19 protein-coding genes are annotated in these 24,166 nt (G+C 71.5%); 14 read left to right on the top strand and 5 right to left on the bottom strand.

Annotated features, from left to right (window positions below):
• Positions 1 to 67: 67 nt before the first annotated feature.
• Genes LQ326_RS28960 through LQ326_RS28950 form a run of 3 tightly spaced genes read left to right on the top strand, consistent with a single transcriptional unit; the run spans position 68 to position 3,767 of the window.
• Positions 68 to 1,558 carry an NAD-dependent succinate-semialdehyde dehydrogenase gene (locus LQ326_RS28960; RefSeq protein WP_234541924.1) on the top strand — a complete coding sequence of 497 codons (1,491 nt, stop codon included), beginning with the start codon at positions 68 to 70 and terminating at the stop codon, positions 1,556 to 1,558.
• Entirely contained in the window at positions 1,555 to 2,793 is a 1,239-nt protein-coding gene (locus tag LQ326_RS28955) for an iron-containing alcohol dehydrogenase (RefSeq protein ID WP_234541914.1), read from the top strand. Before LQ326_RS28960 ends, LQ326_RS28955 begins: the two co-directional genes overlap by 4 nt.
• A complete protein-coding gene (locus LQ326_RS28950; RefSeq protein ID WP_234541889.1) occupies positions 2,790 to 3,767 on the top strand; it encodes a 3-hydroxyacyl-CoA dehydrogenase in 978 nt (325 codons plus the stop codon). Before LQ326_RS28955 ends, LQ326_RS28950 begins: the two co-directional genes overlap by 4 nt.
• Positions 3,768 to 3,822: 55 nt before the next feature.
• On the opposite strand, the gene LQ326_RS28945 is transcribed toward LQ326_RS28950, so the two are convergent.
• Positions 3,823 to 4,863: a metallophosphoesterase gene (locus LQ326_RS28945; RefSeq protein ID WP_234541871.1), complete on the bottom strand. Its 1,041-nt coding sequence runs from the start codon at positions 4,861 to 4,863 to the stop codon at positions 3,823 to 3,825.
• 487 nt (positions 4,864 to 5,350) lie between these two features.
• Between LQ326_RS28945 and LQ326_RS28940 the strand changes: the two genes are divergently transcribed.
• Entirely contained in the window at positions 5,351 to 6,007 is a 657-nt protein-coding gene (locus tag LQ326_RS28940) for a TetR/AcrR family transcriptional regulator (protein WP_234541861.1), read from the top strand.
• 222 nt (positions 6,008 to 6,229) lie between these two features.
• Here the strand turns inward: LQ326_RS28940 and LQ326_RS28935 are convergent, their stop codons facing one another.
• Entirely contained in the window at positions 6,230 to 7,849 is a 1,620-nt protein-coding gene (locus tag LQ326_RS28935; RefSeq protein WP_234541859.1) for an MFS transporter, read from the bottom strand.
• Between the two features lie 49 nt (positions 7,850 to 7,898).
• On the opposite strand from LQ326_RS28935, the gene LQ326_RS28930 reads away from it, so the two are divergent.
• A complete protein-coding gene (locus tag LQ326_RS28930) occupies positions 7,899 to 8,432 on the top strand; it encodes an LmeA family phospholipid-binding protein (RefSeq protein WP_234541856.1) in 534 nt (177 codons plus the stop codon).
• Positions 8,433 to 8,509: 77 nt separating this feature from the next.
• Here the strand turns inward: LQ326_RS28930 and LQ326_RS28925 are convergent, their stop codons facing one another.
• Positions 8,510 to 9,145 carry a TetR/AcrR family transcriptional regulator gene (locus LQ326_RS28925; RefSeq protein ID WP_234541854.1) on the bottom strand — a complete coding sequence of 212 codons (636 nt, stop codon included), beginning with the start codon at positions 9,143 to 9,145 and terminating at the stop codon, positions 8,510 to 8,512.
• A gap of 138 nt (positions 9,146 to 9,283) precedes the next feature.
• Between LQ326_RS28925 and LQ326_RS28920 the strand changes: the two genes are divergently transcribed.
• The 5 genes from LQ326_RS28920 (at position 9,284) to LQ326_RS28900 (ending at position 15,499) form a co-directional block, all read left to right on the top strand.
• The gene (locus LQ326_RS28920; protein ID WP_234541846.1) at positions 9,284 to 10,429 is read left to right on the top strand and encodes a VOC family protein; all 1,146 of its coding nucleotides are present in this window, start codon (positions 9,284 to 9,286) and stop codon (positions 10,427 to 10,429) included.
• Complete coding sequence (locus tag LQ326_RS28915) at positions 10,426 to 11,364, top strand: fumarylacetoacetate hydrolase family protein (protein WP_234541834.1); 939 nt, start codon at positions 10,426 to 10,428, stop codon at positions 11,362 to 11,364. The genes LQ326_RS28920 and LQ326_RS28915 overlap by 4 nt, the downstream gene beginning before the upstream one ends.
• Positions 11,365 to 11,383: 19 nt before the next feature.
• Entirely contained in the window at positions 11,384 to 12,967 is a 1,584-nt protein-coding gene (mhpA, locus tag LQ326_RS28910; RefSeq protein ID WP_234541825.1) for a bifunctional 3-(3-hydroxy-phenyl)propionate/3-hydroxycinnamic acid hydroxylase MhpA, read from the top strand.
• A complete protein-coding gene (locus LQ326_RS28905) occupies positions 12,964 to 14,958 on the top strand; it encodes an acetoacetate--CoA ligase (protein WP_234541823.1) in 1,995 nt (664 codons plus the stop codon). The genes mhpA and LQ326_RS28905 overlap by 4 nt, the downstream gene beginning before the upstream one ends.
• Positions 14,959 to 15,220: 262 nt before the next feature.
• Positions 15,221 to 15,499, top strand: a complete 279-nt coding sequence (locus LQ326_RS28900) for a hypothetical protein (RefSeq protein ID WP_234541821.1) — start codon at positions 15,221 to 15,223, stop codon at positions 15,497 to 15,499.
• Between the two features lie 187 nt (positions 15,500 to 15,686).
• Here the strand turns inward: LQ326_RS28900 and LQ326_RS28895 are convergent, their stop codons facing one another.
• Together LQ326_RS28895 and LQ326_RS28890 are read right to left on the bottom strand one after the other, a co-directional pair.
• Positions 15,687 to 17,150: a sensor histidine kinase gene (locus tag LQ326_RS28895; protein ID WP_234541801.1), complete on the bottom strand. Its 1,464-nt coding sequence runs from the start codon at positions 17,148 to 17,150 to the stop codon at positions 15,687 to 15,689.
• The gene (locus LQ326_RS28890) at positions 17,147 to 17,908 is read right to left on the bottom strand and encodes a response regulator transcription factor (RefSeq protein WP_234541789.1); all 762 of its coding nucleotides are present in this window, start codon (positions 17,906 to 17,908) and stop codon (positions 17,147 to 17,149) included. Before LQ326_RS28890 ends, LQ326_RS28895 begins: the two co-directional genes overlap by 4 nt.
• Positions 17,909 to 18,316: 408 nt before the next feature.
• Here LQ326_RS28890 and LQ326_RS28885 point away from each other — a divergent pair, with 408 nt between their 5' ends.
• The 4 genes from LQ326_RS28885 to LQ326_RS28870 are packed head-to-tail and all read left to right on the top strand — an operon-like array spanning position 18,317 to position 24,144.
• The gene (locus LQ326_RS28885; RefSeq protein WP_234541788.1) at positions 18,317 to 19,891 is read left to right on the top strand and encodes an IucA/IucC family protein; all 1,575 of its coding nucleotides are present in this window, start codon (positions 18,317 to 18,319) and stop codon (positions 19,889 to 19,891) included.
• A 37-nt stretch (positions 19,892 to 19,928) separates the two neighbouring features.
• Entirely contained in the window at positions 19,929 to 21,638 is a 1,710-nt protein-coding gene (locus tag LQ326_RS28880) for an IucA/IucC family protein (protein WP_234541786.1), read from the top strand.
• The gene (locus tag LQ326_RS28875) at positions 21,635 to 22,843 is read left to right on the top strand and encodes a type III PLP-dependent enzyme (protein ID WP_234541776.1); all 1,209 of its coding nucleotides are present in this window, start codon (positions 21,635 to 21,637) and stop codon (positions 22,841 to 22,843) included. Before LQ326_RS28880 ends, LQ326_RS28875 begins: the two co-directional genes overlap by 4 nt.
• On the top strand, positions 22,840 to 24,144 hold the full coding sequence (locus tag LQ326_RS28870) for an MFS transporter (protein ID WP_234541774.1): 1,305 nt from the start codon (positions 22,840 to 22,842) through the stop codon (positions 24,142 to 24,144). The genes LQ326_RS28875 and LQ326_RS28870 overlap by 4 nt, the downstream gene beginning before the upstream one ends.
• Positions 24,145 to 24,166 lie beyond the last annotated feature (22 nt).

The following is a 24,166-nucleotide window of genomic DNA, read 5'->3' as shown; positions in this document are numbered from 1 at the left end:
GCGGCAGCCCCACCCGAGCCGGTCGGCCGCCGCCGCACCGCTCCCGCCGACACAGGAGGCCCCTTCCATGACGACACCGACCGCGCCGGTCACCGCCCAGGTCCGCGGACGGGAGATCCCCGTCGATCTGTACATCGACGGTGCGTGGACCCACGCCGCCGAGACGTTCCCGGTCGTCAACCCCGCCGACGGCCGGCCGATCGCCGACGTCGCCGACGGCACCGTGGAGCAGGCCCGCGCCGCGCTCGACGCCGCTGTCACCGCCCAGGACGCCTGGCGCCACGTGCTCCCGCGCGAGCGGGCCGACCTGTTCCACCGCGCGCACCGGCTGCTCCTGGAACGTGCCGACGCCGTCGTCGAGACCATGACGCTGGAGAGCGGAAAGCCGCTGGGCGAGGCCCGGGGCGAGTTCCAGCTCTCGGCCGACTTCTTCCTCTGGTACGCCGAACAGATCGCCCACCTGCACGGCACCTACGCGCACGGCTCCCGAGGCGCCTACCGCGTCGTCACCACCCACCAGCCGGTCGGCCCGTGCCTGCTCATCACTCCGTGGAACTTCCCGCTGCTGATGATCGCCCGCAAGGCCGGCGCGGCCCTCGCCGCCGGATGCACGGTGGTGGTGAAGTCCGCGAAGGAGACCCCGCTGACCTGTGCGCTGTTCGTACAGGCGCTGCACGATGCCGGTTTCCCGGCGGGCGTGGTCAACCTCGTCCACACCACGACCTCGTCCGAGGTGTCGGCGGCGCTCATGGCGGACAGCCGCCTGCGCAAGGTGAGCTTCACCGGCTCGACCGGTGTGGGGAGCACCCTGCTGAGCCAGGCGGCCGCGAACATCACCAACGCCTCGATGGAACTCGGCGGCGACGGCCCGTTCATCGTGCTCGACGACGCCGACCTCGACCTGGCGGCCGAACAGGCGATCGTGTGCAAGTTCCGCAACGCCGGTCAGGCGTGCGTGGCGGCCAACCGGATCATCGTCGACAGCAGTGTCGCGGAGGAGTTCACGGCCAAGTTCGTCGCCCTGACCGAGAAGCTGACGGTCGGCGACGGATTCGACCCGGCCACGGAGGTCGGCCCGATCATCTCGGCCCGGCAGCGCGACACCGTCAAGGAACTCGTCGACGGCTTCTCCGGGATCGGCGCGACCCTGCTGACCGGCGGCAGGGAAGTGCCGGGCGACGGATACTTCTTCGAACCGACCGTCTTCTCGGTGACAGAGCCCGATGACGACCTGTGCCATCAGGAACTGTTCGCCCCCATCGCGACGATCTACACCGTCGACTCGGCCGCCGAGGCGGTCAAGGCCGCCAACGACACCACGTACGGGCTCGCCGCGTACGTGTTCACCCGCAACGTGGACCGCGCCATCGCCGTGAGCGAGCGCCTCGACTTCGGCATGGTCGGCATCAACCGCGGCATCATGGCCGACCCCGCGGCGGCGTTCGGCGGCCTCAAGGCCTCCGGCCTCGGCCGGGAAGGCGGACACGAGGCGATCTACGAGTTCCTCGAACCCAAGTACCTCGCCATCACCGTGAACGAGACGGAGGCGGGCCTGTGACCGCGCACGTCGGCTCCCTCGGCGTCCTGCGCCAGCCCAGGACCGTCGTCTTCGGTCCCGGCGAACGGCGCCACCTGCCCCGTCTCCTGGCCGGGATCGGACACCACGTCCTCGTCGTCACCGACGCCCGGATGGCGCAGGTGACCGAATTCAAGGACCTGGTGACCGCCGTCGAAGGACAGGGCATCACGGTCTCGGTGTTCTCCGAGGCCGAGCCGGACCTGCCCCGCGAGAACGTGCTCGCCGTCGTCGACCGCTACGGCGACACCGACGTCGACGTGCTGCTCGCGGTCGGCGGCGGCTCCTGCCTCGACCTGGCCAAGGTGTCCGCCGCCGTCCTCGCCCACGGCGGCGACGTCCGCGACTACTACGGCGAATTCCTCGTCCCCGGTCCCGGGCTCCCGGTCGTCACCGTACCCACCACGGCCGGTACCGGCGCCGAAGTCACCTGCGTCTCGGTCGTCTTCGACCGGGACCGGGGCATGAAGATCGGCGTGGCCAGCCCGCATCTGGAGGCCTACGCCGCCGTCATCGACCCCGAACTCACCGTCTCCTGCCCGCCGGCGCTCACCGCGGCCACCGCGGCGGACGCGCTGACCCACCTGGTCGAGACGTTCACCGACCGGGTCAAGGACGTGACGCCGGAGTTCCTGGCCAACCATCTCTACATCGGGAAGAACCCGCTGACCGACATCTTCTGCCGCAGCGGACTGACTCTGCTCAACACGTCCCTGGAGAGCGTGGTCGCCGACCCGTCCGACATCGAGGCACGCTCCGCGACCATGCTGGCCGCCTACAACGCGGGCATGGCCATCAACACCGCCGGCACCGCCGCCGCGCACGCGATCCAGTCCCCGATCGGAGCGCTGACCCACACCTCGCACGGCTTCGGTGTCGGAGCCCTCCTGCCGTACGTGATGCGCTTCAACCTCCCGGCCCGGATCGCGGAATTCGCCGAGATCGGAGCACTGCTCGGTGCCGCGGACCCCCAGGCGTCCCCGCTGGACCAGGCGAAGGCCGGCATCTCCCGCGTCGAGGTGTTGCTGGAGACCGTCGGCTGCCCGACCGACCTGAGGACGCTCGGCCTGGACCCGAAGGACTTCTCCTACGTGGCAGACCAGGCGATGCTCGCGACCCGCCTCACGGCCAACAACCCGCGCGACCTCACCCACGAGTCCGTCGTCGAGATCCTCCGGCGCGGCCACGCCGACGACCGCACCTGGTGGTCGGTGTGACGGCCACCGCCGCGACACCGACGAGCCGCCCGATGGAGCCGATCGCCGTCACCGGCGCCGGCTCCATCGGGGTCGCCTTCGCGATCGTCTTCGCGAGGGCCGGCCACGAGGTCCGGGTGTGGGACCCGTTTCCCGCCGCTCTGGAGCGCGCCCGCGCCGAACTTTCCGATCGCCTCGACCAGTTGTCCGAGCACGGCCTGGTCGGGAATCCGGGCGCGGTGCGTGCGCGGGTCACGTGCGCCCAAGACCTGGCAGAGGCGGTGGCGGGTGTGGCGCTGGTGCAGGAATGCGCCCCCGAGCGGGTGGAGGTCAAGCAGGACCTGATCCGGCGCGCGGCCCGCAGCGCGCCCGGCCAAGCGGTGTTCGCCAGCTCCAGCTCGGCGATACGCCCCAGTCTCGTCGCGGCGGACCTGCCCGAGGGACTGGGGGAGCGGATTCTGGTCGGCCACCCCGGCAACCCGCCGTACCTCATCCCGGTGATCGAGCTCGTCCCCTCACCCAGCACGGCCACGTGGGCCGTCGAGCGCGCCCGTGCCCTCTACACCGGCGCGGGACTGCGCCCGGTCACGGTCTGCCACGAACCGGAAGGGTTCGTGTTCAACCGTCTCCAGGGCGCAATACTGCGTGAGGCCTACTGCCTGCTGCGGGACGGGATCGCGACCGTCGACGAGATCGACGAGGTCGTCCGCAGCGGTCTCGGGCGCCGGTGGAGTCTCATCGGCCCCTTCGAGACCGTCGACCTCAACACCCGCGGCGGTCTCGCCTCGCACGCGGAGAAGATGGGACCCGCGTACGCGCGCATGGGCGCCGAACGCGGTCAGGACGACCCGTGGACGCCGGACCTGGTGTCGGCCGCGGTACAGCAGCGCCGCACACTCCTGCCGCTCGACCGATGGGAAGAGCGGGTTCGCTGGCGGGACGAGCAGCTCATGCGGCTGACGCCGCTGTGGGAGGACATTCGCCGCACCTCATGAGCACGGCGTCGGCGGCCGGCCGTCGCCCGGGGCCGGCCGCCGACGCACCCGCGTGTCAGGCGCCGGAGCCCGCCAGGGGAACCCGGGTCCAGTCGAGGACCTGGGGGGTGTGCGGCTTGACAGTGACCTTCAGGTAGTCCTTGGCGTTGCTGGAGCCGTCGACGGTGACGCGGTGCAGGTTGGGCACGGCGGTGGCCAGGTGGTAGAACGACAGCCACGAGGAGCCGGCGGCCAGCGGCTGGTCGCTGTTGTAGACGTGGCTGTCGCCGTTGAAGAGGTAGACCGGGCCGTCGAAGGCGGCCGACTCGCGGGCGATGGCGGCGACGATCGGCTGGAAGGCGTAGTAGTCGGCGTAGGAGGGATCACTGACGGTGGGGTCGAACATGTCGGCCTGCATCATCAGGGTGACGGCCTTGTCGTGATGTTTGCGCGCCGAGGCGAAGGTGTCGTGGATGGACCCGATCACCGATGCCGTACGGGCCAGTACCTCTGCGGCCTGCTCGGGGGTGGGCTGGGTGTTACCGGTCCACGGCGCCATGCTGTTGTTGCTGCCCACCACGTCGACCGCGGCGAACGCGACGCCGGCCCGGGTGTACCGGACGTTCTCCGGGACGCCCTCGTCGGCCTGCGAGGTCACCCGCACGCTCTTCTGGCCCAGGGTCCGGCCGGGGCGGGGGAAGAAGACCTGGCGGATCTTGGCGAGGCGTTCCAGCGGGTTGTACGAGCCGTTGTTCGGCCGGTGGCAGTCGGTCCACTCGTTGTCGCCCACCGTGTACACCAGCGGGTCCTTGAACTGGTCGAATTCCGACTTGACCATGTCGAAGTACGCGTCGCTGCACGCCGTCGAGCCGTTCTTGATGTCCCCGAGGTGAGAGACGAAGGTGACGTCCGGGTCCGCGTTGATCTGGCTGATGACGTGCGGGAAGTCGGCGATCTCGGCGCTGCCGTAGGGCATGTCGCCGATCACCGCGAAGGTGAACGGCTTGTCGTGGGCGTCCGCGGCGTGCGGGCCGGCGGAGGCCGTCCCGGCGGACACGGCGAGCGTGATCAGGCCAAGGGCGGCGGAGGTGGACACGGCGTGGCGCCACGATCTCATGGGTTTCTCCCTCACGGTCGAGCGGCCTGGACGTTCCAGGCACACAACTGGTCAGCGGCCGGTGGGGGGTAGCGGTGCGGCTCACGGCGGGCGCGGGCGGCAGGCGATGATCGGCTCGGCCGGGAGTTTGGCCGTCCTGGTTGGCCTGGGAGTCGGTCGGCGAGCGGACAGGCGGTGAACTCTTGGCGGCGCTCCGGCGGCCGGTCCGGGCCCGCTCACGCGCTGAGGGCGACGATCCGTGCGCCGGCCGTCGAGGTGACGGAGGCGCTGCGCCGGCGGCGGCCAGGAATCCGGAGCCGCGGAAGGAGCCCTGGCGGTGAGGGTTCGTCACCGCCGGCCGGGCGGGTGAGGGTCCGGGAGGAGACGGGTGGACGTGGTCCCCGGTCGGCTCGGGCGCCGGATGGGGTGACGGGTCTCCGTGCGAGAATGCCTGTGCTCCCTGTCCGGTCCTCCGCGTGCCGCACCGCATTGATCCATCGAGGTCTCCGTGTCCAAGCCAGTCGCCCGTGAGCCGTTGCGCCGCAATTCCCGGGCGAACCGAGCGCGCATCCTGGCCACGGCCCGCCGGGAGCTGGGGCGGAACCCGGACCTGACGCTGGAGGAGCTGGCGCGCGCCGCGGGTGTCGTACGGCGCACGCTGTTCGGGCACTTCCCCGGGCGCGCCGCGCTGCTGGAGGCCCTCGCCGACGAAGCCTCCGGAACGGTCCGGTCCGCGGTGGCCGCCGGTGTCGAGCGCGCGCAGGGGGAGTCGGTCGAGCGGGCGCTGACGCGCCTCGTGCTCTCGATGTGGCCCGTGGGCGACCGCTACCGCCTGCTCCTGGCGCTGGCCAAGCGGGATCTCGGCGCCCAGCGGGTGGCCGAGGTGCTGGCACCGGCCCGCGCGGCGACCACGGCCGTTCTGGAGCGTGGGCAGCGGGAAGGCGTGATCCACTCGTATCTTCCGGCCGCGGTGCTGAGCGCCGGTCTGGAGGCGATGACGGTCGCGCTGCTGGAGGCGGTCAACACCGGGGCGCTGGAGGACGACGGCGGGACCCGGGTCGCCATCACCACGCTCATCGCGGTCGGCGTGCCCGAGGAGCGGGCGTGCGCCGTGGTCGAGGACATCGCGTCGACGGTGGTCGTGGCGTCCCCGGACGGCGACTGAGCCGCCGTCCTCGCCGGAGTCTGAGGGATCTTGTCCGCTCCCGCGTTCCGTGCGGGGGAAGCTGGTGGACCGACGGGCGCGACGGTGCTGGGGGCGCCGGACGATCTGCTACCGCTCTGCTACCGCGTCGGCGCCGTGGGGCGTGCGGACGGTGCCGGTTCTCCGACCTGCACCGTCCGGGGCCGTACGCCGCTCGGGCACGACCCGTCCCCGCGCGTGGGCTCAGACGGCGCCCACGGTCTCGGCCTGCTCGGCAGGCGTCTTCGCCGCGTCCGGTGAGGCGGGCTTCGCCTGGCGCGCACGGCCGGGCAGCACCGCCAGGACGATCACCGTCCCGGCGGCCATGATGATTCCGCCGACCAGGCTGGTCCGGGCGATGCTGTGCGCGAAGGCCTCGTGGACGGCGTCGACCAGCGCCTGCGCCTGCTGGGGGCCGCCGGCAGCCGGGTTCTTCGCGACTTCCTGGGCCACCGCCAGGCCGCCTCCCACCGAGTCCTTGGCCGTGTCCAGCGCCGCGGCCGGGAGGCGGGCGCCGACCAGGTCGGTCAGCCTGTCCCGGTAGGCGGTCCCGAGCAGGGAGCCGAGCAGGGCGATACCGAGGGAACCGCCCAGTTCCACCGAGGTGTCGTTGGCTCCGCCGCCGACGCCCAGTTCGGACTCGGGGAAGGAACCCATGATGGTGTCGGTGGCGGGGGAGACGCTGAGGCCGATGGCGAAGCCCAGCATCATCATCGGAGCCAGGAAGGCCGGGTAGGTGGAGCCCTTGTCGATCTGCGTGAGCAGGAAGACGCCGGCCGTTCCGATGACCATGCCGGTCACCACCATGGGCTTCACGTCGAGCTTCGGCGTCAGGCGCCCCGTGATCGCGGCGCCCACGACGACGGCACCGGCCAGCGGCAGCAGTCGTACGCCCGTCTCCAGCGGCCCGTAGCCCAGGACGAACTGCAAGTACTGGGTGGAGTAGTAGATCGCGCCGAAGGTGCCGAAGAAGAAGAACAGCACCGCGATCATCGAGCCGCTGAACGGCCGCTCGGCGAACTTGCGCACGTCCAGCATGGGGTTCGGGTGGCGCAGCTCCCAGGCGACGAAGGCCGGCAGGCCGGTTCCGGCGACGACGGCTGCCGTGATCGGGCCGGTGCCCCAGCCGAAGTGCGGGCCCTCGATGGTCGCGTAGACCAGGGAACCGATGGAGACGATCGACAGCAGCCCGCCGACGTAGTCGATCCGGCCCATGTCCCGCGCCCTGGACGGGGGGACCAGCGTCAGCGCGCCGAGGACGGCGGCGACGGCGACGGGCACGTTGATCAGGAACGTGGAGCCCCAGGCGTGGCGCTCCAGCAGCCAGCCGGCGATCAGCGGGCCGACGGCGATGGCGAGGCCGGACGTCGCCGACCAGGCCGTGATGGCCTTGACGCGCTCGCCGCGCGGGAACATGGCCACCAGCAGGGACAGCGTGGCCGGCATGACCACGGCGGCACCGACGCCCATGATCGCGCGGGCGGTGATGACCAGGCCGGTCTCGTCGACCAGGCTGCCCGTCACAGCACCGGCCGCGAAGACCAGCAGGCCGGTGATCAGGGCGCCGCGACGGCTGTACTTGTCGCCCACCGCGCCCAGGACCAGCATCAGCGCGGCGTACGGGACGGTGTAGCCGTCGATGACCCACTGCAGGTCACTGCTGCTCAGGTCCAGGTCCCTCGTCATGTCAGGGGCCGCCACGATCAGTGACGTGTTCGCCATGACGACGATCAGCAGGCTCAGGCAGAGCACGATCAGCGCCCACCAGCGCCGTGCGTACGGCCCGGTCATCTTCTCGACGGGTGTGGTGGCAAGGAAGGGCACGGGGACTCCCGGGTAATGAGTTCTGCACATCGATGAGCAGACTAGTTTCTTGCCCGTAGACGTGCAAATATCTCGGCTGCCCCGCTCCTTCCCGTACCGAGGTGCCGCCGGACTCTCCCTTCGTCTGAACGGGCTGGCCAAGTCCGGCGACGGCAGCGAAGCGCGGGCCCGGAGCACCGAGGCGACCGCCTGCTTGTCGTACTCGGACCTGTCGAACAGCCTGGGCCTGGAGGTCTCCCAGGGGGACCGTCCCGGTCGGGTGAGCGCGGTGGTGCCGCTGCCCTTCGGGTGCCAGGTCACCGTGACGACGAGCGTCACCGCGGTCTCCGGCAACCGCGTCGTCCGCAGGGGCTTCAAGGTCACGGGCGGAGCGCTGCCCGACGCCGGCGGTCAGTCGCTCGACAAGGTCTTCGCGCAGCCGATCCGGCGGCGGAACCTCCCCAGCGGTCTGCGGCTGCGCTCGCTCACCAGCGCGGCCGAGGGACTCACCGCCCGCATCTCAGGCGGTTCGGTCACCTTCCGGCCCGACGGCGCGGCACGGGACGGCATCGCGCGGTCCGGCACCGCCGGCCGGACGGCTTGACGTGCCGGCTCGGCCAGTGCCGGGGGTCTGCGACCTGGCGATGGGAAGTGCCTTTCGAGAGGCCGGGTGCCGGCCTTTCAGTCCAGTTCGGGCAGCGGTCGCCGGGCGACGTCGTGGGCGTCGTCCGGCGGGACGCCCAGCATGCGCAGGACCATCTCGGCGAGGTTCGAGGCGGCCTCGTCACCGTCGAGTTCCGGGCGGGCGAACCTCAGTTCCAGGAGGGACAACAGGGTCCCGCCCAGCGCCGACAGGGCGACGACCGGTTCCACGGCGGTGAAGCGGCGGGCGGCGATGCCGGCCTGGAGGTCGCGCAGGGCCCGCCTGGACAGGCCGTTGTCGCAGTAGAGATGACCGAGACCGCGATGGCGTACCACCTGCATGAGTTCCGGTTGGGAGTCGGCCATACGGGCGCTGAGCCTGAAGCCGGCGGCGACGAGTTCCGCCGGGTCGTCGATCCCCGCCAGACGCTCGTCGAAGGCCTGGCCGAACTCCTCCAGGGCGTCCACGATCGCCGCTTCGAACAGCTCCGTCTTGGACTCGAAGTGGTTGTAGAAGGAGCCGAAGCCGACATCCGCGCGCTCGGCGATCAGCTGGATGCTGGCGCTGGTGTCCCCGGTCTCGGCGAGGATCTGGCGGGCGGCGCGGACCAGCGCCTTGCGGGTCTCGGCACGGCGTCGCTCGAACCGGTTGCTGGGCGGGGCTGACGTGGGCATGCGACGAAGTCTAGCCGCCGCATCCAGACTCACCACAGTTCTGATGAATCCATCATTCTTCCTTCGGTCCTTCTATTGACGAACCTTCTGTCAAAGATGATGATTTCCTCATTACGGCAATGTTGCTCGGAGGGCACCATGTCTGAAACACGCGTGGCCACAGCCGCCGTCGCGACACCCCATCAGGATCTGCACAGCGAGCAGGGCGCCCTGCGCGGCGAGCACCCCGGCCGGTCGCGGAACCCCGTGATCAAGGTCGCCGACCTGGCCTGGCTGGAGTTCGAGAAGCCCGACCTGGACCGGGCGGAGGTCTTCGCCCGCGACTTCGGCTTCCAGACCGCCGCCCGCACGGAACGGGAGCTGTGGCTGCGGGGCACCTTCGCCGGCTCGCCCTGCATGGTGATCCGGCGCGGCCGGACCTCACGTTTCATCGGCCCGGCGTTCCGCGCTGCCGAGCGCGCCGACCTGGACCGGCTGGCCCGGGCGACGGACAGGCCCGTGCGGGACTCCGACGTGCCGGGCGGCGGCGGGGTGGTCGATCTGCTCGACCCGTCCGGTTTCCCCGTGCGGGTGGTGCACTGCGCCGGGCAACTGCCCGAACTGCCGGGCCAGCAGCCGCTGCTGCTCAACTTCGGCACCGACCACCGCCGTACGAACGCCACCCAGCGCCCGCCCCGCGAGCCGTCCCGGATCCAGCGGCTGGGCCATGTGGTGCTGGAGACAAGGGTGTTCGCCAGGGCCCTGGACTGGTACCTGGACACCCTCGGGATGATCGTGTCCGACTTCCTGTTCCTGGACGGGCAGCGCGGGCGCGGTCCGACGATGGCCTTCATCCGCTGCGACCAGGGCAGCCGGGCCGTCGACCACCACACCCTCGCCATGCACCTGGGACCGGGCACCGGCTATGTGCACTCCGCCTACCAGGTCACGGACCTGGACTCGATCGCCGCCGGCGGCGAGTACCTGGGCGAGCGCGGCTACCGGCGCAGCTGGGGCATCGGCCGGCACATCCAGGGCAGCCAGCTCTTCGACTACTGGCGCGACCCCGACCACTTCATGCTGGAGCACTTCGCCGACGGCGACCTGTTCTCCCACGACGTCGAACCCGGCTGGGCGCCCATGTCCACGAGCGGCCTCGCCCAGTGGGGGCCGCCCGCCACCCGCGACTTCCTCGGCGCCACGCCGTCGCCCGCCAAGCTGCGCGAGGTACTGCAAGCCCTGCGCGGCGACAACGAACTCGACCCCGCCCGCCTGCTGGGCCTGCTGAAAGCCGTGAACTCATGAGCACCAATGTCCTGCGTACCGCCGACGGCTGGTGGGTGGTGCGCGGTGACCGCGCCGTCCCCGTCGGCACCAAGGCGACGACCACCGCCGAGCTGCTCGCCGACCGCGCCGCCGTCGGGGAGGCCGCGGCCTCCGCCGAGACGGGCACCCCCGTCGCCGACCTGGCCGCCCTCTCGCCGGTCACCACCCCCTGCCGCGTGGTCGCCCAGATGGTCAACTACCGCAGCCACGCACGCGATTCGGGCTTCACCGGGGACATCCCGCCCGCCTTCTTCCGCAAGGCGTCCGGATCCGTCAGCGGACCGGCCGACGCCGTCGTCCGGCCCTCCCACGTGCAGTTCCTCGACTACGAGATCGAGCTGGGCCTCGTCATGGGGGCGCCGCTGCCGGTGGGCACCGTCGTCGAGGAGCCGGACCTGCCGTCGTACGTCGCCGGACTCGTGATCACCAACGACGTCAGCGCCCGCGACGTACAGCTGACCAGGACCCAGTTCTACGAGAGCAAGTCGTACCCGACCTTCACGCCGACCGGTCCTTACCTGGCCCTGCTGGAGCCGGAGGACTTCACCCGTCTCCTCGACCTGCGGCTGAAGCTGAGCGTCAACGGCGAACTGCGTCAGGACCGGACACTGGCGGACATGATCGTCCGCCCGGCGCAGGCGCTGACCCTGCTGGCCCGCTTCCAGTGCCTCGACCCCGGCGACCTGCTGCTGACCGGCACCCCCGGCGGCACCGCGCTCAAGGCCCCGCCCAAGGCGGTCGAGAAGATCGGCGCGCTGCTGCCGCCCGCGGTGAAGTGGAAGGCGTTCTTCAAGAGCCAGGCGAAGAACCCGCACTACCTGCACGCCGGTGACGTCGTCACCGCCACCATCGCCACCCCGGACGCCCGGATCGACCTGGGCGAGCAGCGCACGCCCGTGGCCGACGCGCACTGAGACCCGAAGCGAGCCGCACATGACCGTCGAGTCCCACTCGGCAGACGTACCCGTGGTGATCGTCGGAGCCGGGCCGGTGGGGGTGACCGCCGCACTGCTGCTGGCCCGGCGCGGGGTGAGGACCGTCGTCCTCGAACGCCACCACGACATCTACCCGCTGCCGCGCGCCGTCGCCACCGACGACGAGGTCCGCCGCATCCTCCAGGCCGCCGGTGTCGCCGACGAGTTCACCGCCGTCGCCCGTCCGGCGCACGGCCTCAGACTGCTGGACGCCCGGCACCGCGTGATCGCCGAGTTCCGGCGGACCGCGCGGGGCCACCACGGTTTCCCGCAGACCAGCATGTTCGACCAGCCCGAGCTGGAGCGGCTGCTGCGCGAGGCGCTGGCCCGCCGCCCGGAGTCCGAGCTGCGCGGGGGTGTGGAGGTGACGGGCGTCGAGCAGACCGGCGACGGTCCGCTCCGGGTCACCTACCGCGACGAGGAGGGCGAGCACCAGCTGCGGGCCGAGGCGGTCCTCGGCTGCGACGGTGCGAACGGTCTCACCCGCGACGCCGTCGGCGCCGGCTGGCAGGACCTGCACTTCGAGGAGGAGTGGACCGTCATCGACGTGACGACGAAAGCCGCCGTCCGCTGCTGGGAAGGCGTCGACCAGGTCTGCGACCCGCACCGCCCGGCCACCTTCATGCGGGTCGGCGAGGACCGCTACCGCTGGGAGTTCCGGCTGAAAGAAGGTGAGGTCCTCGACGACGCGCTGCTGCGGGAACTGGTCATGCCGTGGGTGGACCTCTCCCGCGTCGACGACTTCTCCGTCATCCGGCAGGCCCAGTACACCTTCCGGGCCCGCATCGCGGACCGCTGGCGCCACGGCCGCGTCTTCCTGCTCGGCGATGCCGCGCACCTCACCCCGCCGTTCGTCGGGCAGGGCCTGTGCTCGGGGCTGCGGGACGCCTACAACCTGAGCTGGAAGCTCGCCCGGGTACTGCGACAGGGCGGCGACGAGCGTCTGCTCGACACCTACGAGCGGGAACGCAAGCCGCACACCCGGCATGTGATACGCCTCGCGGTCGCCACCGGCTGGGCCATGACGGGCGGTCAGGACGGCGCGGCCGCCCTGCGCCGCGCCGCCGTCGCCATGGTCTGCCGCATACCCGGAGTGACGGCCAGGGCCGGCCGGGATCTCGGCCGCCCGCTGCACGTCGGCCCGCTCGTTCGCCGTAGCCGGCTCGGCGGTACGCACTGCCCGCAACCGTTGGTGACGACCGGGGACGGACAGCGGGTTCGCCTCGACGATCTCCTCGGTGACTCCTTCACCGTGCTGACCGCGGTACCGCTGGCGCCCGGCGTGCGCGCGCTCACCGACGCCCTCGGCGCGCGGGTCGTCGACGTCCACGCTGTCGATGACGACGGCACACTCGCCGCCTGGCTGCGCGCGGGGCGTGCCGACGCCGTGCTGCTGCGGCCCGACCGCGTCGTCCTGGACGTGGTCCCCGCCGGAGCCGCCACCTTCGGGGCGGCCGCCGCCTGGGCGCCCCTGCTCTGCACCACCTCCGGGTCCGCCGATCAGCCCGTGTCCACCGCCTCGCCGAGGAGAGCCGCTCCATGACCACGCCGTACGCCACCCCGTTCTGGACCCCGGACCCGGAGTCCACCGGACGAAGCCGGATAGCGGACTTCGGGCGCTGGGCCGCCGAGCACCGGGGCGTCGAGGCCGACCTCCGCGACTACACCGCCCTGCACCGCTGGTCGGTGACCGACCTGGAGAGCTTCTGGGGCGCGGTGTGGGAGTACTTCCGCATCGACGCGGACACCCCGTACGAGCGGGTCCTGGCCGAGGAGACCATGCCCGGCGCCCGCTGGTTCCCCGGCGCCACCCTCAACTACGCCCACCACGCGCTGCGCAACCTCGCCGACGACGACCCGGCGGTCATCGCCCTCGACGAGACCGGCTCCGGATACGAGGTGACGGGCAAGCGGCTGCGCTCCCAGGTCGCGTCCGTCGCCGCCACCCTGCGCGACCTCGGGGTGGGACAGGGCGATCGCGTGGTCGGCTACCTGCCCAACACCCCGCACGCCATCGTCGCGTTCCTGGCCGCCGCCAGCCTGGGCGCCGTGTGGTCGGTGTGCGGGCAGGACTACGCACCGCAAGCCGCTGCCGACCGTTTCGGCCAGCTGGAACCCACCGTCCTGATCGCCGCCGACGGCTACCTCTTCAACGCCACGACCTACGACCGCCGCGAGGCCGCCCTGGAACTCGCCCGCGCGCTGCCGACGTTGAAGGCGACCGTGCTGGTCGACCACGTCGGCCTGCCCGGTCTCCCGTCGAACTACCCGTCACTGGTCCTCCCCTGGGAGGAGGCGGTCACCCGTACCGAGGAACTCGCCTGTACACCGGTGCCGTTCGACCACCCGCTGTGGGTCCTCTTCTCCTCCGGCACCACCGGCCTGCCCAAGGGCATCGTCCACGGCCACGGCGGCGTCCTGGTCGAACACCTCAAGACCCTCGGCCTGCACTCCGACCTCGGCCCCGGCGACCGCCTCCTGTGGTACACCACCACCCACTGGATGATGTGGAACCTCGTCGTCTCCACCCTCCTGACGGGCGCCACGACCTGCACCTACGACGGCAGCCCGGCCCTGCTCACCCAGCCGGACATCCTCTGGGAACTGGCGGCCCGCCACCGTGTCACCCTCTTCGGCACCAGCCCGCAGTACCTGCTGGGCATGGCCAAGTTCGGCATCGACCCCTCAACCCACGACCTGTCGGCGGTCCGTGCCATCGGCTGCACCGGCTCCGCGCTGCCGGCCTCCGCCTACCCCTGGGTCCGCGACCACGTCGGCGAGCATGTCCAGCTCGTGTCCACCAGCGGCGGCACGGACATCGCCTCCGGCTTCGCCGGCGGGGCCCCCACGCTGCCGGTATGGGCGGGCGAGCTGTCCGCGCCCTGCCTGGGTGTCGCGCTCGCCGCGTACGACGAGGAGGGCAGGCCGGTGGTGGACCAGGTCGGCGAGCTGGTGGTCACCCGTCCCATGCCGTCGATGCCGCTGCGCTTCTGGAACGATCCCGACGGCACCCGCTACCACGACGCCTACTTCTCCACCTACGAGGGCGTGTGGCGGCACGGCGACTGGATCACCCTCACCTCCCACGGCTCGGTGATCGTCCACGGCCGCTCCGACTCCACCCTCAACCGCAACGGCGTACGCCTGGGCAGCGCCGACATCCACGACGTCGTCGAGCGGCTTCCGGAGATCGCGGAGGCGCTGGTCATCGGCGCGGAGGAGCCGGACGGCGGCTACTGGATGCCGTTGTTCGTGGTCCTCGCGGCCGGAAGGGAACTGGACGACGCGCTGCGGGAGCGAATCCGCGAGGCGGTCCGCACCGGCGCCTCACCCCGCCATGTCCCCGACGAGATCATCGAGGTGCCGGCGATCCCGCACACCCGCACCGGCAAGAAGCTGGAGGTTCCCGTCAAGCGCCTGCTCCAGGGTGCTCCCGTCGAGCAGGTCGTCAATCCGGCCACCGTGGACCACCCCGAGCTGATCGGCCTCTACGCCCGCCTCGGGGCCGACCGCCGCGCGCAGCGGCACGGCTGATTCCGGCCTTCAGCGGCGGCGAGTTCGGCGAGAGACGGAGGCGGCGGTCGAGGCTGCCTGGGCGATGCCCATCAGCCGATCACCTACTGGCCGGATTGGCCGTAGGCGGGCATCGCGGAGCAGGGCGTTGAAGTGGCGGGTGAGGGTGGCGGGCTCGATCGGGTGTCCGTCCGGTCGCGTGAAGACGTGCCCGCTGCCCTGCCGCACCGAGCCCGTTCGGTCTCGTTCCCTGGCCTGCCGCTCGCGGTGTGCGCGAAGCGAGGTGACGCAGGAGGCCGGCAGGGCGCGCGTGGCCCTCCTGCTCCACATCTCGGACCCGGTGCGAGCCGCATCCGTGCAACCCGTCTTCGGGCCGCCCCTGCGCGTCACCACGCGGGCCTTCGATCCCCGGCAGGCGATCGACACCGGCAGCACGCACCGGCTCGGCAACTACCAGGGACTGGCCGCTGCTCCCGGCGACGTCTTCCACCCGATCTGGACCGACACGCGCACCGGCCGCGCGCAGATACTCACCGCCGCTGTCCGCCTTCGCCGCGTCTGAGCCCCCGGACAAAGGCGAGCTTGAGCACCGCCCGGACAGGCAGGCCAAGGTCCGAATCGGCGAAGCTGCTCGCTGGACCAAGGTTCCCGGAAACGGAAGCCGAGGAATCCCCTGACAGCGCCGCCGGGCATACGGCTCACACGAGTAGAGCTCGCGGCGCGCAATCGGCGTACAGGCCCCCCGCGCCTCACCGCGCGGGTGTGGACCGGGCCGCCGTGTCGACGTCCGCGGTGGTGACGAGGCGATCCTGCTGAACGCGGGATTCGGCGTGCCGGAGACGGACGACCGCGTCGAGTCCGCCGCCGGGGGCAGCCTCCAGGGTGACCTCGCCGCCTCCTGCGCGGGTGAGGTGCCTGACCAGTGGCAGACCGAGGCCGGTGCCGTCGTGGTCGGCGTGGGGAGCTCGCCAGAAGCGGTCGAAGGCTCTGTGCCGTTCGGCCTCGGTCATGCCGGGGCCCTGGTCGATCACATGCAGTTCGGCCATGGACGGGGTGCGGGTGCCTGGTGCGGGAGGGGTGATGACGGCCAGCGTGACCGAGGTTCCCGGTGCGGACACGCGGAGCGCGTTGGAGAGCAGGTTGTCGATGATCTGTTCCAGTGCGCCGGGGACTGCCAGCACCGGAACGGACGTGCTTCCGGACACGATGATGTCGACCTGCTGTTCGTCGGCGAAGGCCGTCCAGATGTCCGCGCGATCGGAGACGACGGCATCGAGGTCGGCGGCTTCTGCCCGGATCTCGGCGTTTTCCAGCCGTGCGAGAGCGAGCAGCCCCTGCACCATGCGGCTGAGCCGCTCCAGCTCTCCGAGTGCCTTGTCGAGGCTGTCGCCGGCGCAGGGGGCGAGGTGCGGCTCGAAGTTCTCCAGGCGCAGGCGCAGTGAGGTCAGGGGTGTCTTCAGCTGGTGTGAGACGTCGGAGGCGAACGCGTGCTGAGCCTGGAGCAGGTGCTGAAGCCGGGTCGCGGTCCGGGTGAACGACGCGGCGAGCCTGCGCAGTTCCGGTGGCCCGCGGTCGGCGGCCGGGGGATCGGTGATCCGGCCCTCGGCGAGTTGCGCGGTGGCGCGTTCCAGGGCCTGCACGGGGCGGGTGATCGAGCGCGCGAGAGCGAACCCGATCAGGGAGGCAGCGGCGAGGACTCCGAGACCGACGGCGGCGAGGACCAGCCAGGCGGTGCGCACCCTGGCCTTGAGCGGGCCCAGCGCGTACACCGTCCGCACCACACAGGCGACGGCGGGGTTGGACCCGCCTGGCACGGTGACGAAGAGGAATTCACCATCTGCGGGCGGCGCCCCGCGCGTGCCGACGGTGGGGTGATCGTGCAGTGCCGTGGAGATGTCCGGCTCGGCGGACAGGTCCTTGCCGGCCACGGCGTGGGCAGCGGTGTCGGCCAGGACGACACCCCGGCGGTCGGCGACGAGCACGGTGCCGCCGGTCCGCCGCCCGTATGCGAGGGCGAGGTCGGGCAGGTCGGCTGTCAGTCCGTGCTCCATCTTGTCCTCGCAGACCTCGGCGAGCGTCATCGCCCCCTGCTCCGCCGTTCGGGAGAAGCGGGCCAGCTCGCTTCGGGCGTAGAAGACACCGAAGGGCACTTCGAGCGCGAGCAGGACGAGCAGTATCAGGCTCAGGTGGCTGAGGAGGAGGCGACGGGTCACCGGGTCTCTCCGCCGCGCGCCCGCACCGCGGCGGACGTGGCGTCGGGATGTGCCGGGGGGACGAGGCGGAAGCCGACTCCGCGGATGTTCTCGATCCATGAGGCGTCGCCGAGTTTGCGGCGCAGCGCGGCGATGTGGACGTCCAGGGTCTTGGTGGGTCCGAAGAAGTTGGGTTCCCAGACCGTGTCGAGGATCTGCCGGCGGGAGCAGACGGCGCCGGGGTCCTCGGCGAGGCAGGTGAGCAGGTCGAACTCCTTGGGCGCGAGGGCGACGGACGTCTGGTGCAGGCGTACCTGCCGGGTGCGACAGTCGATGGTCAGAGGGCCGATCCGCTGGATGTCGGGTGGCCCGGGGTGATCGAGGCTGTCCGAGGGCCTCGAAGATCCGCACTGGGGGTCCGGAACCGCTGGGCGGGTGCGGCGGGTGACGGCACGGATCCGGGCGACGAGTTCCCGTACGCCGAACGGCTTGGAGACGTAGTCATCCGCGCCCAGTTCGAGCCCGAGGACACGGTCCACCTCGTCGTCCCTGGCCGTGATCATGATGATCGGTACGGACGAGCGGGACCTGAGCGCCCGGCAGACATCGATGCCGTCCATGTCCGGCAGCCCCAGGTCCAGCAGCACCATCGCCACCTCCGGCGCGGCGAGCCCCTCGGCCCCCGTTCTGGCGTGTTCCACGGTGAACCCGAAACGGCGCAGCCCCTCCGCCAACGGTCCGGCCACCCGGCCGTCGTCCTCGATCAGCAAGACACGCATGCCGAAAGGCTCACAGACACCGGCCACGGAGCGTGGCGCAAACGCCGCAAGCTCCCCCGAGCCAGTGATCTTCCCGGTCGGCTCATTCGCCAGGGCGTGGTTTCTTGACGACATCAAGGGCCTGGCCAGCGTGGCGTTAGCCCGGAGTTAAGACGTCGGACGCCGGCACTCGGTCTCCCAGGTGACAGCCGGAATCTGATCCAGGGCCAGTGCGTCGGCCCCTGCGCCGTCCTCGGCCGGTTCGGCCGGAACCACGCAGGGCGAAACGCTGTTTCGGGGGTGTCCGCGACCTCTCCCTGTATTCGCTCTGGCAATTCCCTTGATCGTCCTCCCGTAGCGTCGGTTGGGCGGTCGGTGCCACCGGAGCACCACCGGACAGTCCGCCACCGCAAGAACCAGGGACACCCCATGCCCATTGACGAACTGCACCGCATCCGCCCGGACCTGGTGGAACCCTTCGCGACCGCGCTCCCGGGAGCACGCGCCACCGTGCTGTCCCGGCTGTGGGGCGCCTTCGGACGAGAACCCCTGCCCGCTGTGACCGCGCGTCGCCGTGAGTCCGGATCTTTGGTTGTCGAGCTGCAACGGGGTGGTTCGCTCTCGGCGGCCGAGGCGGGCGCGCGGCCGTTTGCCCAGGTTCCGCAGGACTTCACCGTGTCGGGGCCCAAGGGGCCGATCAGCGACCCGGCCCGGCTGCTGGGACAGCTGGGCCTGCGCACCCCCGCGGCGGAGCGGTTGGCGGCCGAACTCGGCAACAGCGTCGTCAACCTGGCCCTCGCCAGAGCCGCGAACGCGGACCGGAAGGTTTCCCCGGCCGACTCGGCGGATGCCGAGCAGGCGGTCGTCGACGGCCACCCGCAGCACCCCTGCTGCCGGACGCGCACCGGCATGTCCGTCGCCGACGTGCTCGCCTACGCGCCCGAGCACCACCAGGTCGTCCGACTGGCCCTGGTCCGGGTCCCGGCCGACCGCTGGCAGGGCGCCGGCGACTGGCCGCGGACACTGCGGGACGGCGACGCGTTCCTGCTGCCGGTGCACCCCTGGCAGCGTGACCACGTGCTCGGCCACCACCGCGACCTGGTCGTCGTGGAGGAGACGATCCCGGCCCGCCCGCTGCTGTCGCTGCGTACCCTCGCACCGCTGGGCGCACTGCCCGGCTGCCACGTCAAGACCGCGCTCGACGTCCAGGTCACCAACTACCGGCGCACCATCTCCGCGGCCGAGGCCGCCGACGGGCCCCCACTGTCCGAGCTGGTCACGGCCGTCATCGACAAGGCCGGACACAACGGCAGTCTGCGTGTCCTGCGGGAGCTGGGCGGTGGCTCGGTGCGCGTGGACGGACAGCCTTCCGCGAGCCTGACGGCCATGATCCGGGAATCGACCGACTGCCACCTCGACGCCGGGGAGATCGCGGTACCCCTCACGGCCGTGCACGCGACCGGAGCCGCCGTGGTATCGGGGGACCCGGTGCGCTGGCTGGCGGACCTCGCCGGTCTCATCCTGCCACCGGCCCTGACGCTGCTGTCCATGGGGGTGGCGCTGGAGGCACACGGCCAGAACACCCTGGTCGTCCTGCGGAACGGGCGGCCGGTGCGGGTGCTGTACCGGGACCTGGACGGCGTACGGGTCAGCCCGCGCCGCCTGGCCCGGTACGGTTTCACGCTGCCTCCGTTGCTCGGCACCCGCGCCGGCGACGACATCGGCGCGCTGCGCACCAAGCTTTTCGGCGGCCTGGTCAGCGGGGTCTTCAGCGAGCTGGTCGACGTCCTCGGCCGGACCCGGGCGGCTGAGCCGCGGGCGCTGTGGGGCACGGTCGCCGAGGTCGGACGCCACGTGTTCGCCACCCTGCCGGACCAGGAGGACGCGGCAGCGTTCTTCGGGGACACGATGCCGCTGAAGGCGACCATCGCCATGCGCCTGTCCGAGACCCCGGGCGCCGCGCAATGGACGTCCGTGCCCAACCCCCTGGCCCTCTGCCGTTGACCTCTGACACCGACCACTGTCCCCCTGGAGCGACCACATGACCACCGGCACAGCCCCGCACACCGACGGCGCCACCACCGTCCTTTCCCCGATCGCGGAGCCGTCGCTGACGGCCGACCTGGTCACGGCCCACACGCTGCTCAACTGCCTGGTCCGCGAGGTGTCCGCCCCCGAGCATCAGGTGACGGTCGTCGACGATCACCTCCTGCTCCGACTGCCCCGCCGGGGCCTTCTGCTGCGTGCCGCGCTGCGTCGGACCTCGTTGATCGGAGCGCATCGCTTCCAGGGCTCGGTGCAGCGGCTCGACGGCGATGCCTGGGTGACCGTGGACTGGCGCGAGCTGGCCGGCTGCATCCAGGACGAACTGGAACAGCGCACGGGCCTGGCCAACGAGGAGTTCCTGGGCCAGGTGGCGGACAGCCGGGAGACGATCCGCGTCGTACTGGAGGAGCGGGCGGCCGCCCGGGCGGCCGCGGACCCCTACGTGGCCTCGGAACAGTCCCTGGTGTTCGGCCACCGTTTCCACCCCACGCCCAAGGCCCGTACCGGCGACCCGGCGGACTGGCTGGCGTACGGCCCGGAGACCGGCACCCGCTTCCGCCTGCGCTACCTGGCCGTGCGCCGCCACCTGGTGCGCGAGGAGGGCGAGCCGCACGTGCTGGACGCGCTGCACCCGGTGGCCGGCCCGGAGTTCGCCGTACTCCCCGTGCACCCCTGGCAGCACCGGCTGCTGAAGGACCACGACCGGCTGCGTGAGGCGGTCGCCGCCGGGGATGTCGTGGACACCGGCACGGGCGGACCGGAGCTGGTGCCGACCGCGTCGGTGCGGACGCTGTACGCCCCCGGGACCGACGCGTTCCTGAAGTTCAGCCTCAACGTCCGCATCACCAACTGCGTCCGCAAGCAGGCGAGTTACGAGCTGTCCGGGGCTGTCGCCCTCAACCGGCTGCTCCAGCCCGTCTTCGCCCGGCTCGCCGACCGCTTCCCGGGCTGCGCGCTCCTGGCCGAGCCCGGCTACCGCACCCTCGACACGGCCGGCGACACCGCCCTCCTGGAGGGCTTCGGTGTCATCGTCCGCTCCGGCCTGCGCCACCATCTGCGTCCCGGGGTCACGCCCCTGCTCGCCGCCGCGGTGGCGGACGAGTATCCGACCGGCGCAGCCCATGTCTCCCAGCTGCTCGCCCGCGGCGACGGTGACATCCTGGCCTGGTGGGACGCGTACCTCGGGCTGTTGCTGCCGCCGGTACTGGCCGCCTACTTCGAACACGGCGTCGTGCTCGAACCCCATCTGCAGAACGTCGTCGTCGGCGTCGAGGCCGACGGCACGCCCGCGCAGATGTTCTTCCGCGACCTGGAGGGCACCAAGCTCCTGCCCGGCCGTCACGGGCAGGCCCTCGACGAGATGCCGGACGACGTGCGCGGTCCCCTCACCTACGATCCCGAACACGGCTGGAACCGGGTCGCGTACTGCCTCCTGGTCAACCACACCGCCGAGATGCTCAGCGCCCTGGCCGACCTCGACCCGGTCCTGGAACCCGCCCTGTGGGGCCTGGTCCGCGACCACCTCGCCGGCTACGCCCGCACCGCCGCCGAACCGCCGCGTCTGCGTGCCCTGCTGTCCGGCGTACCGCTGCCGGCCAAGGCCAACCTTCTGCTGCGCTGGTCCCGCAAGGCCGACCGGCACGCGACCTACGTGCCCCTGCCCAGCCCGCTCGGCGCGGACTTCCCCCGCGAGGTGGTCCGGTGAGGCCCGAGACGTACGGCCTCGTCGCCGCGCTGCCCGACGACGATCTGCCCGCCTACGTCTACGACCTGTCCGACCTGCGCGAACACGTGCGCACGATCCGGGCCGCACTGCCGGACCGCGTCGAGCTGCTGTACGCGGCCAAGGCCAACTCCGACCCCCTGATCCTGCGCACCCTCGCCGAACACGTCCACGGCTTCGAGGTGGCCTCCGGAGGCGAACTGGACCACGTCCGCGCCACCGTCCCCGAAGCGCCGATCGCCTTCGGCGGTCCTGGCAAGACCCAGCAGGAGCTGACCCGCGCACTGGACGCGGGAGCCGAGCGCCTGCACATCGAGAGCGAACACGAACTCCGCCTGCTCGCCAGCCTGCTGGGCGACCGGACCGTGGACGTCCTGTTGCGCGTCAACCTGCCCGTCGACGTGGGCCGAGTCGCCCTGGTCATGGGCGGCGGGCCGTTCGGCATGGATCCCGTACAACTGGACCGCTGCCTGGAGGTGCTGGAGTCGGTCCCGGGCGTCCGGCTGCGCGGCCTCCACTTCCACCTCGCCAGTGGTCTCCAGGCCCAGCCCCATCTCCTGCTCGTCGACAAGATCCTCGCCTGGGCCGAGAGCTGGGCCAGCGATCGCGGAGTGGACCTGCGCGAAGTCAACGTGGGCGGCGGCATGGGCGTCGACTACACGCATCCGCCCAGAGTGTTCGACTGGGCCGCCCTCGGCGCCGGACTGCGCTGGATCCTCGCCCGCCACCCCCACCTCACCCTGCGGATCGAGCCCGGCCGCTCGGTCACGGCGTACTGCGGCCGGTACGTCACCCAGGTCCTGGACATCAAGTTCAGCCGAGGACACGCGTTCGCCGTACTGCGTGGAGGTACCCACCACCTGCGCACACCGGCCGCGAAACAGCACGACCAGCCCTTCGAGGTGATCCCCGACGACACCTGGCCGCGGCCCTGGAACCGTCCGGAGGTGCGAGACGAGCCGGTGACGCTGGTCGGACAGCTGTGCACGCCCAAGGACGTACTGGCAAGCCGGACCATGATCGAACGGCTGCGCGTCGGCGACCGCGTCGCGTTCGCCATGGCCGGCGCCTACGCGTGGAACATCTCCCACCACACGTTCCTCATGCACCCCCACCCGACCTTCCACTACCTCGACGGCACCGGCGAGCCCGTCGCGGGCGACACGTATGCCCGTCAGATGTCATGAGTGCCGTCTTCCGCCTGCCGGTGACGCACGCACTCGCCGTCCCGGATTTCCGGCGCTACCTGATCGGACAGCTGATCTCCAACATCGGCACCTGGATGCAGCGCGCCGCCCAGGACCTGCTCGTCCTCCACACCACCGGCAACAGCGGCAGCGCGGTCGGCATCGTGACCGCGCTGCAGTTCCTGCCGCAGACCCTGCTCGGCCTGACCGGAGGCGTTCTGGCCGACCGGTACCCCAAGCGACGGACGCTGCTCCTGACCCAGACGGCGATGGCCGCGCAGTCGCTCCTGCTGGGACTGCTCACGGTCAACGGAGCGGTGAACCTTCCGTCCCTCTACGCGCTGGCCTTCGCCCTCGGCACCGCCACCGCCGTGGACAGTCCCGCCCGCAACGCCTACATCGGCGAACTCGTCTCCCACGAGCGCACGGCCAGCGCGGTCAGCCTGAACGCCGCCCAGTTCAACATGGCCCGCGCCGTCGGCCCGGCGCTCGCCGGGCTGACCGTCGCGGCCTTCGGCACCGGCCCGGTGTTCCTTCTGAACACCGCCTCGTACCTGGCCGTCCTCCACGGCCTGTTCACCATCCGTACCGACGCGCCGGACGTCCCTGTCCGCACGCGACCGGGCCGCACCCGAGCGCGCGAGGCACTCCGCCACATCGCCACCACTCCGGAACTGCTCCTGCCGATCAGCCTCATCGCCTTCGTCGGCACCTTCGGCCTCAACTTCCAGGTCACCATCTCGCTCGTCGCCATCACGGTGTTCCACACGGGCGCCGCCGCCTTCGGTTACCTCTCCGCCGCCTACGCTCTGGGCAGCCTCCTCGGCGCGATCTACTGGGCCAACCACGGCAAGCCTCCCACCGCACGACGTCTGACCTCCACCACGATCGGCTTCGGCGCACTGGAGGTCGCGCAGGGCCTCATGCCGAGCTACGGCTCGTTCCTGGTCCTGCTGTTCCTCACCGGATGTGCCGCGGTGACCGTGACCACCACCGCCAACGCCCTGATCCAGTTGCATGCCGCCCCGCCGCTGCGGGGCCGCGTCCTGTCCGTCTACTTTCTCGTCCTCCTCGGCGGCACCCCCGTCGGCGCACCGCTGGTCGGTCTGGTGTCCGACACGCTCGGAGCCCGCTTCACCCTGGTCCTGGGCGGCGTGATCTCGCTCATCACCGCGCTCGCGCTCTCCGCCTCGTTCGCGAGCCGAAGGCGACGGCGGATCCGCATCACAGAACCGGCACCTGCGACCAGCTCACCCGTTGCTTCGGCCCGGCCGAAGAGACAACGGCAGCCCGACCTCTGATGGCGGCCCGCTGCCTCGCGTC

Source organism: Streptomyces shenzhenensis, from assembly GCF_021462265.1.
GTDB lineage: Bacteria > Actinomycetota > Actinomycetes > Streptomycetales > Streptomycetaceae > Streptomyces > Streptomyces shenzhenensis.
This window is presented reverse-complemented; position numbering and strand designations above follow the sequence as displayed.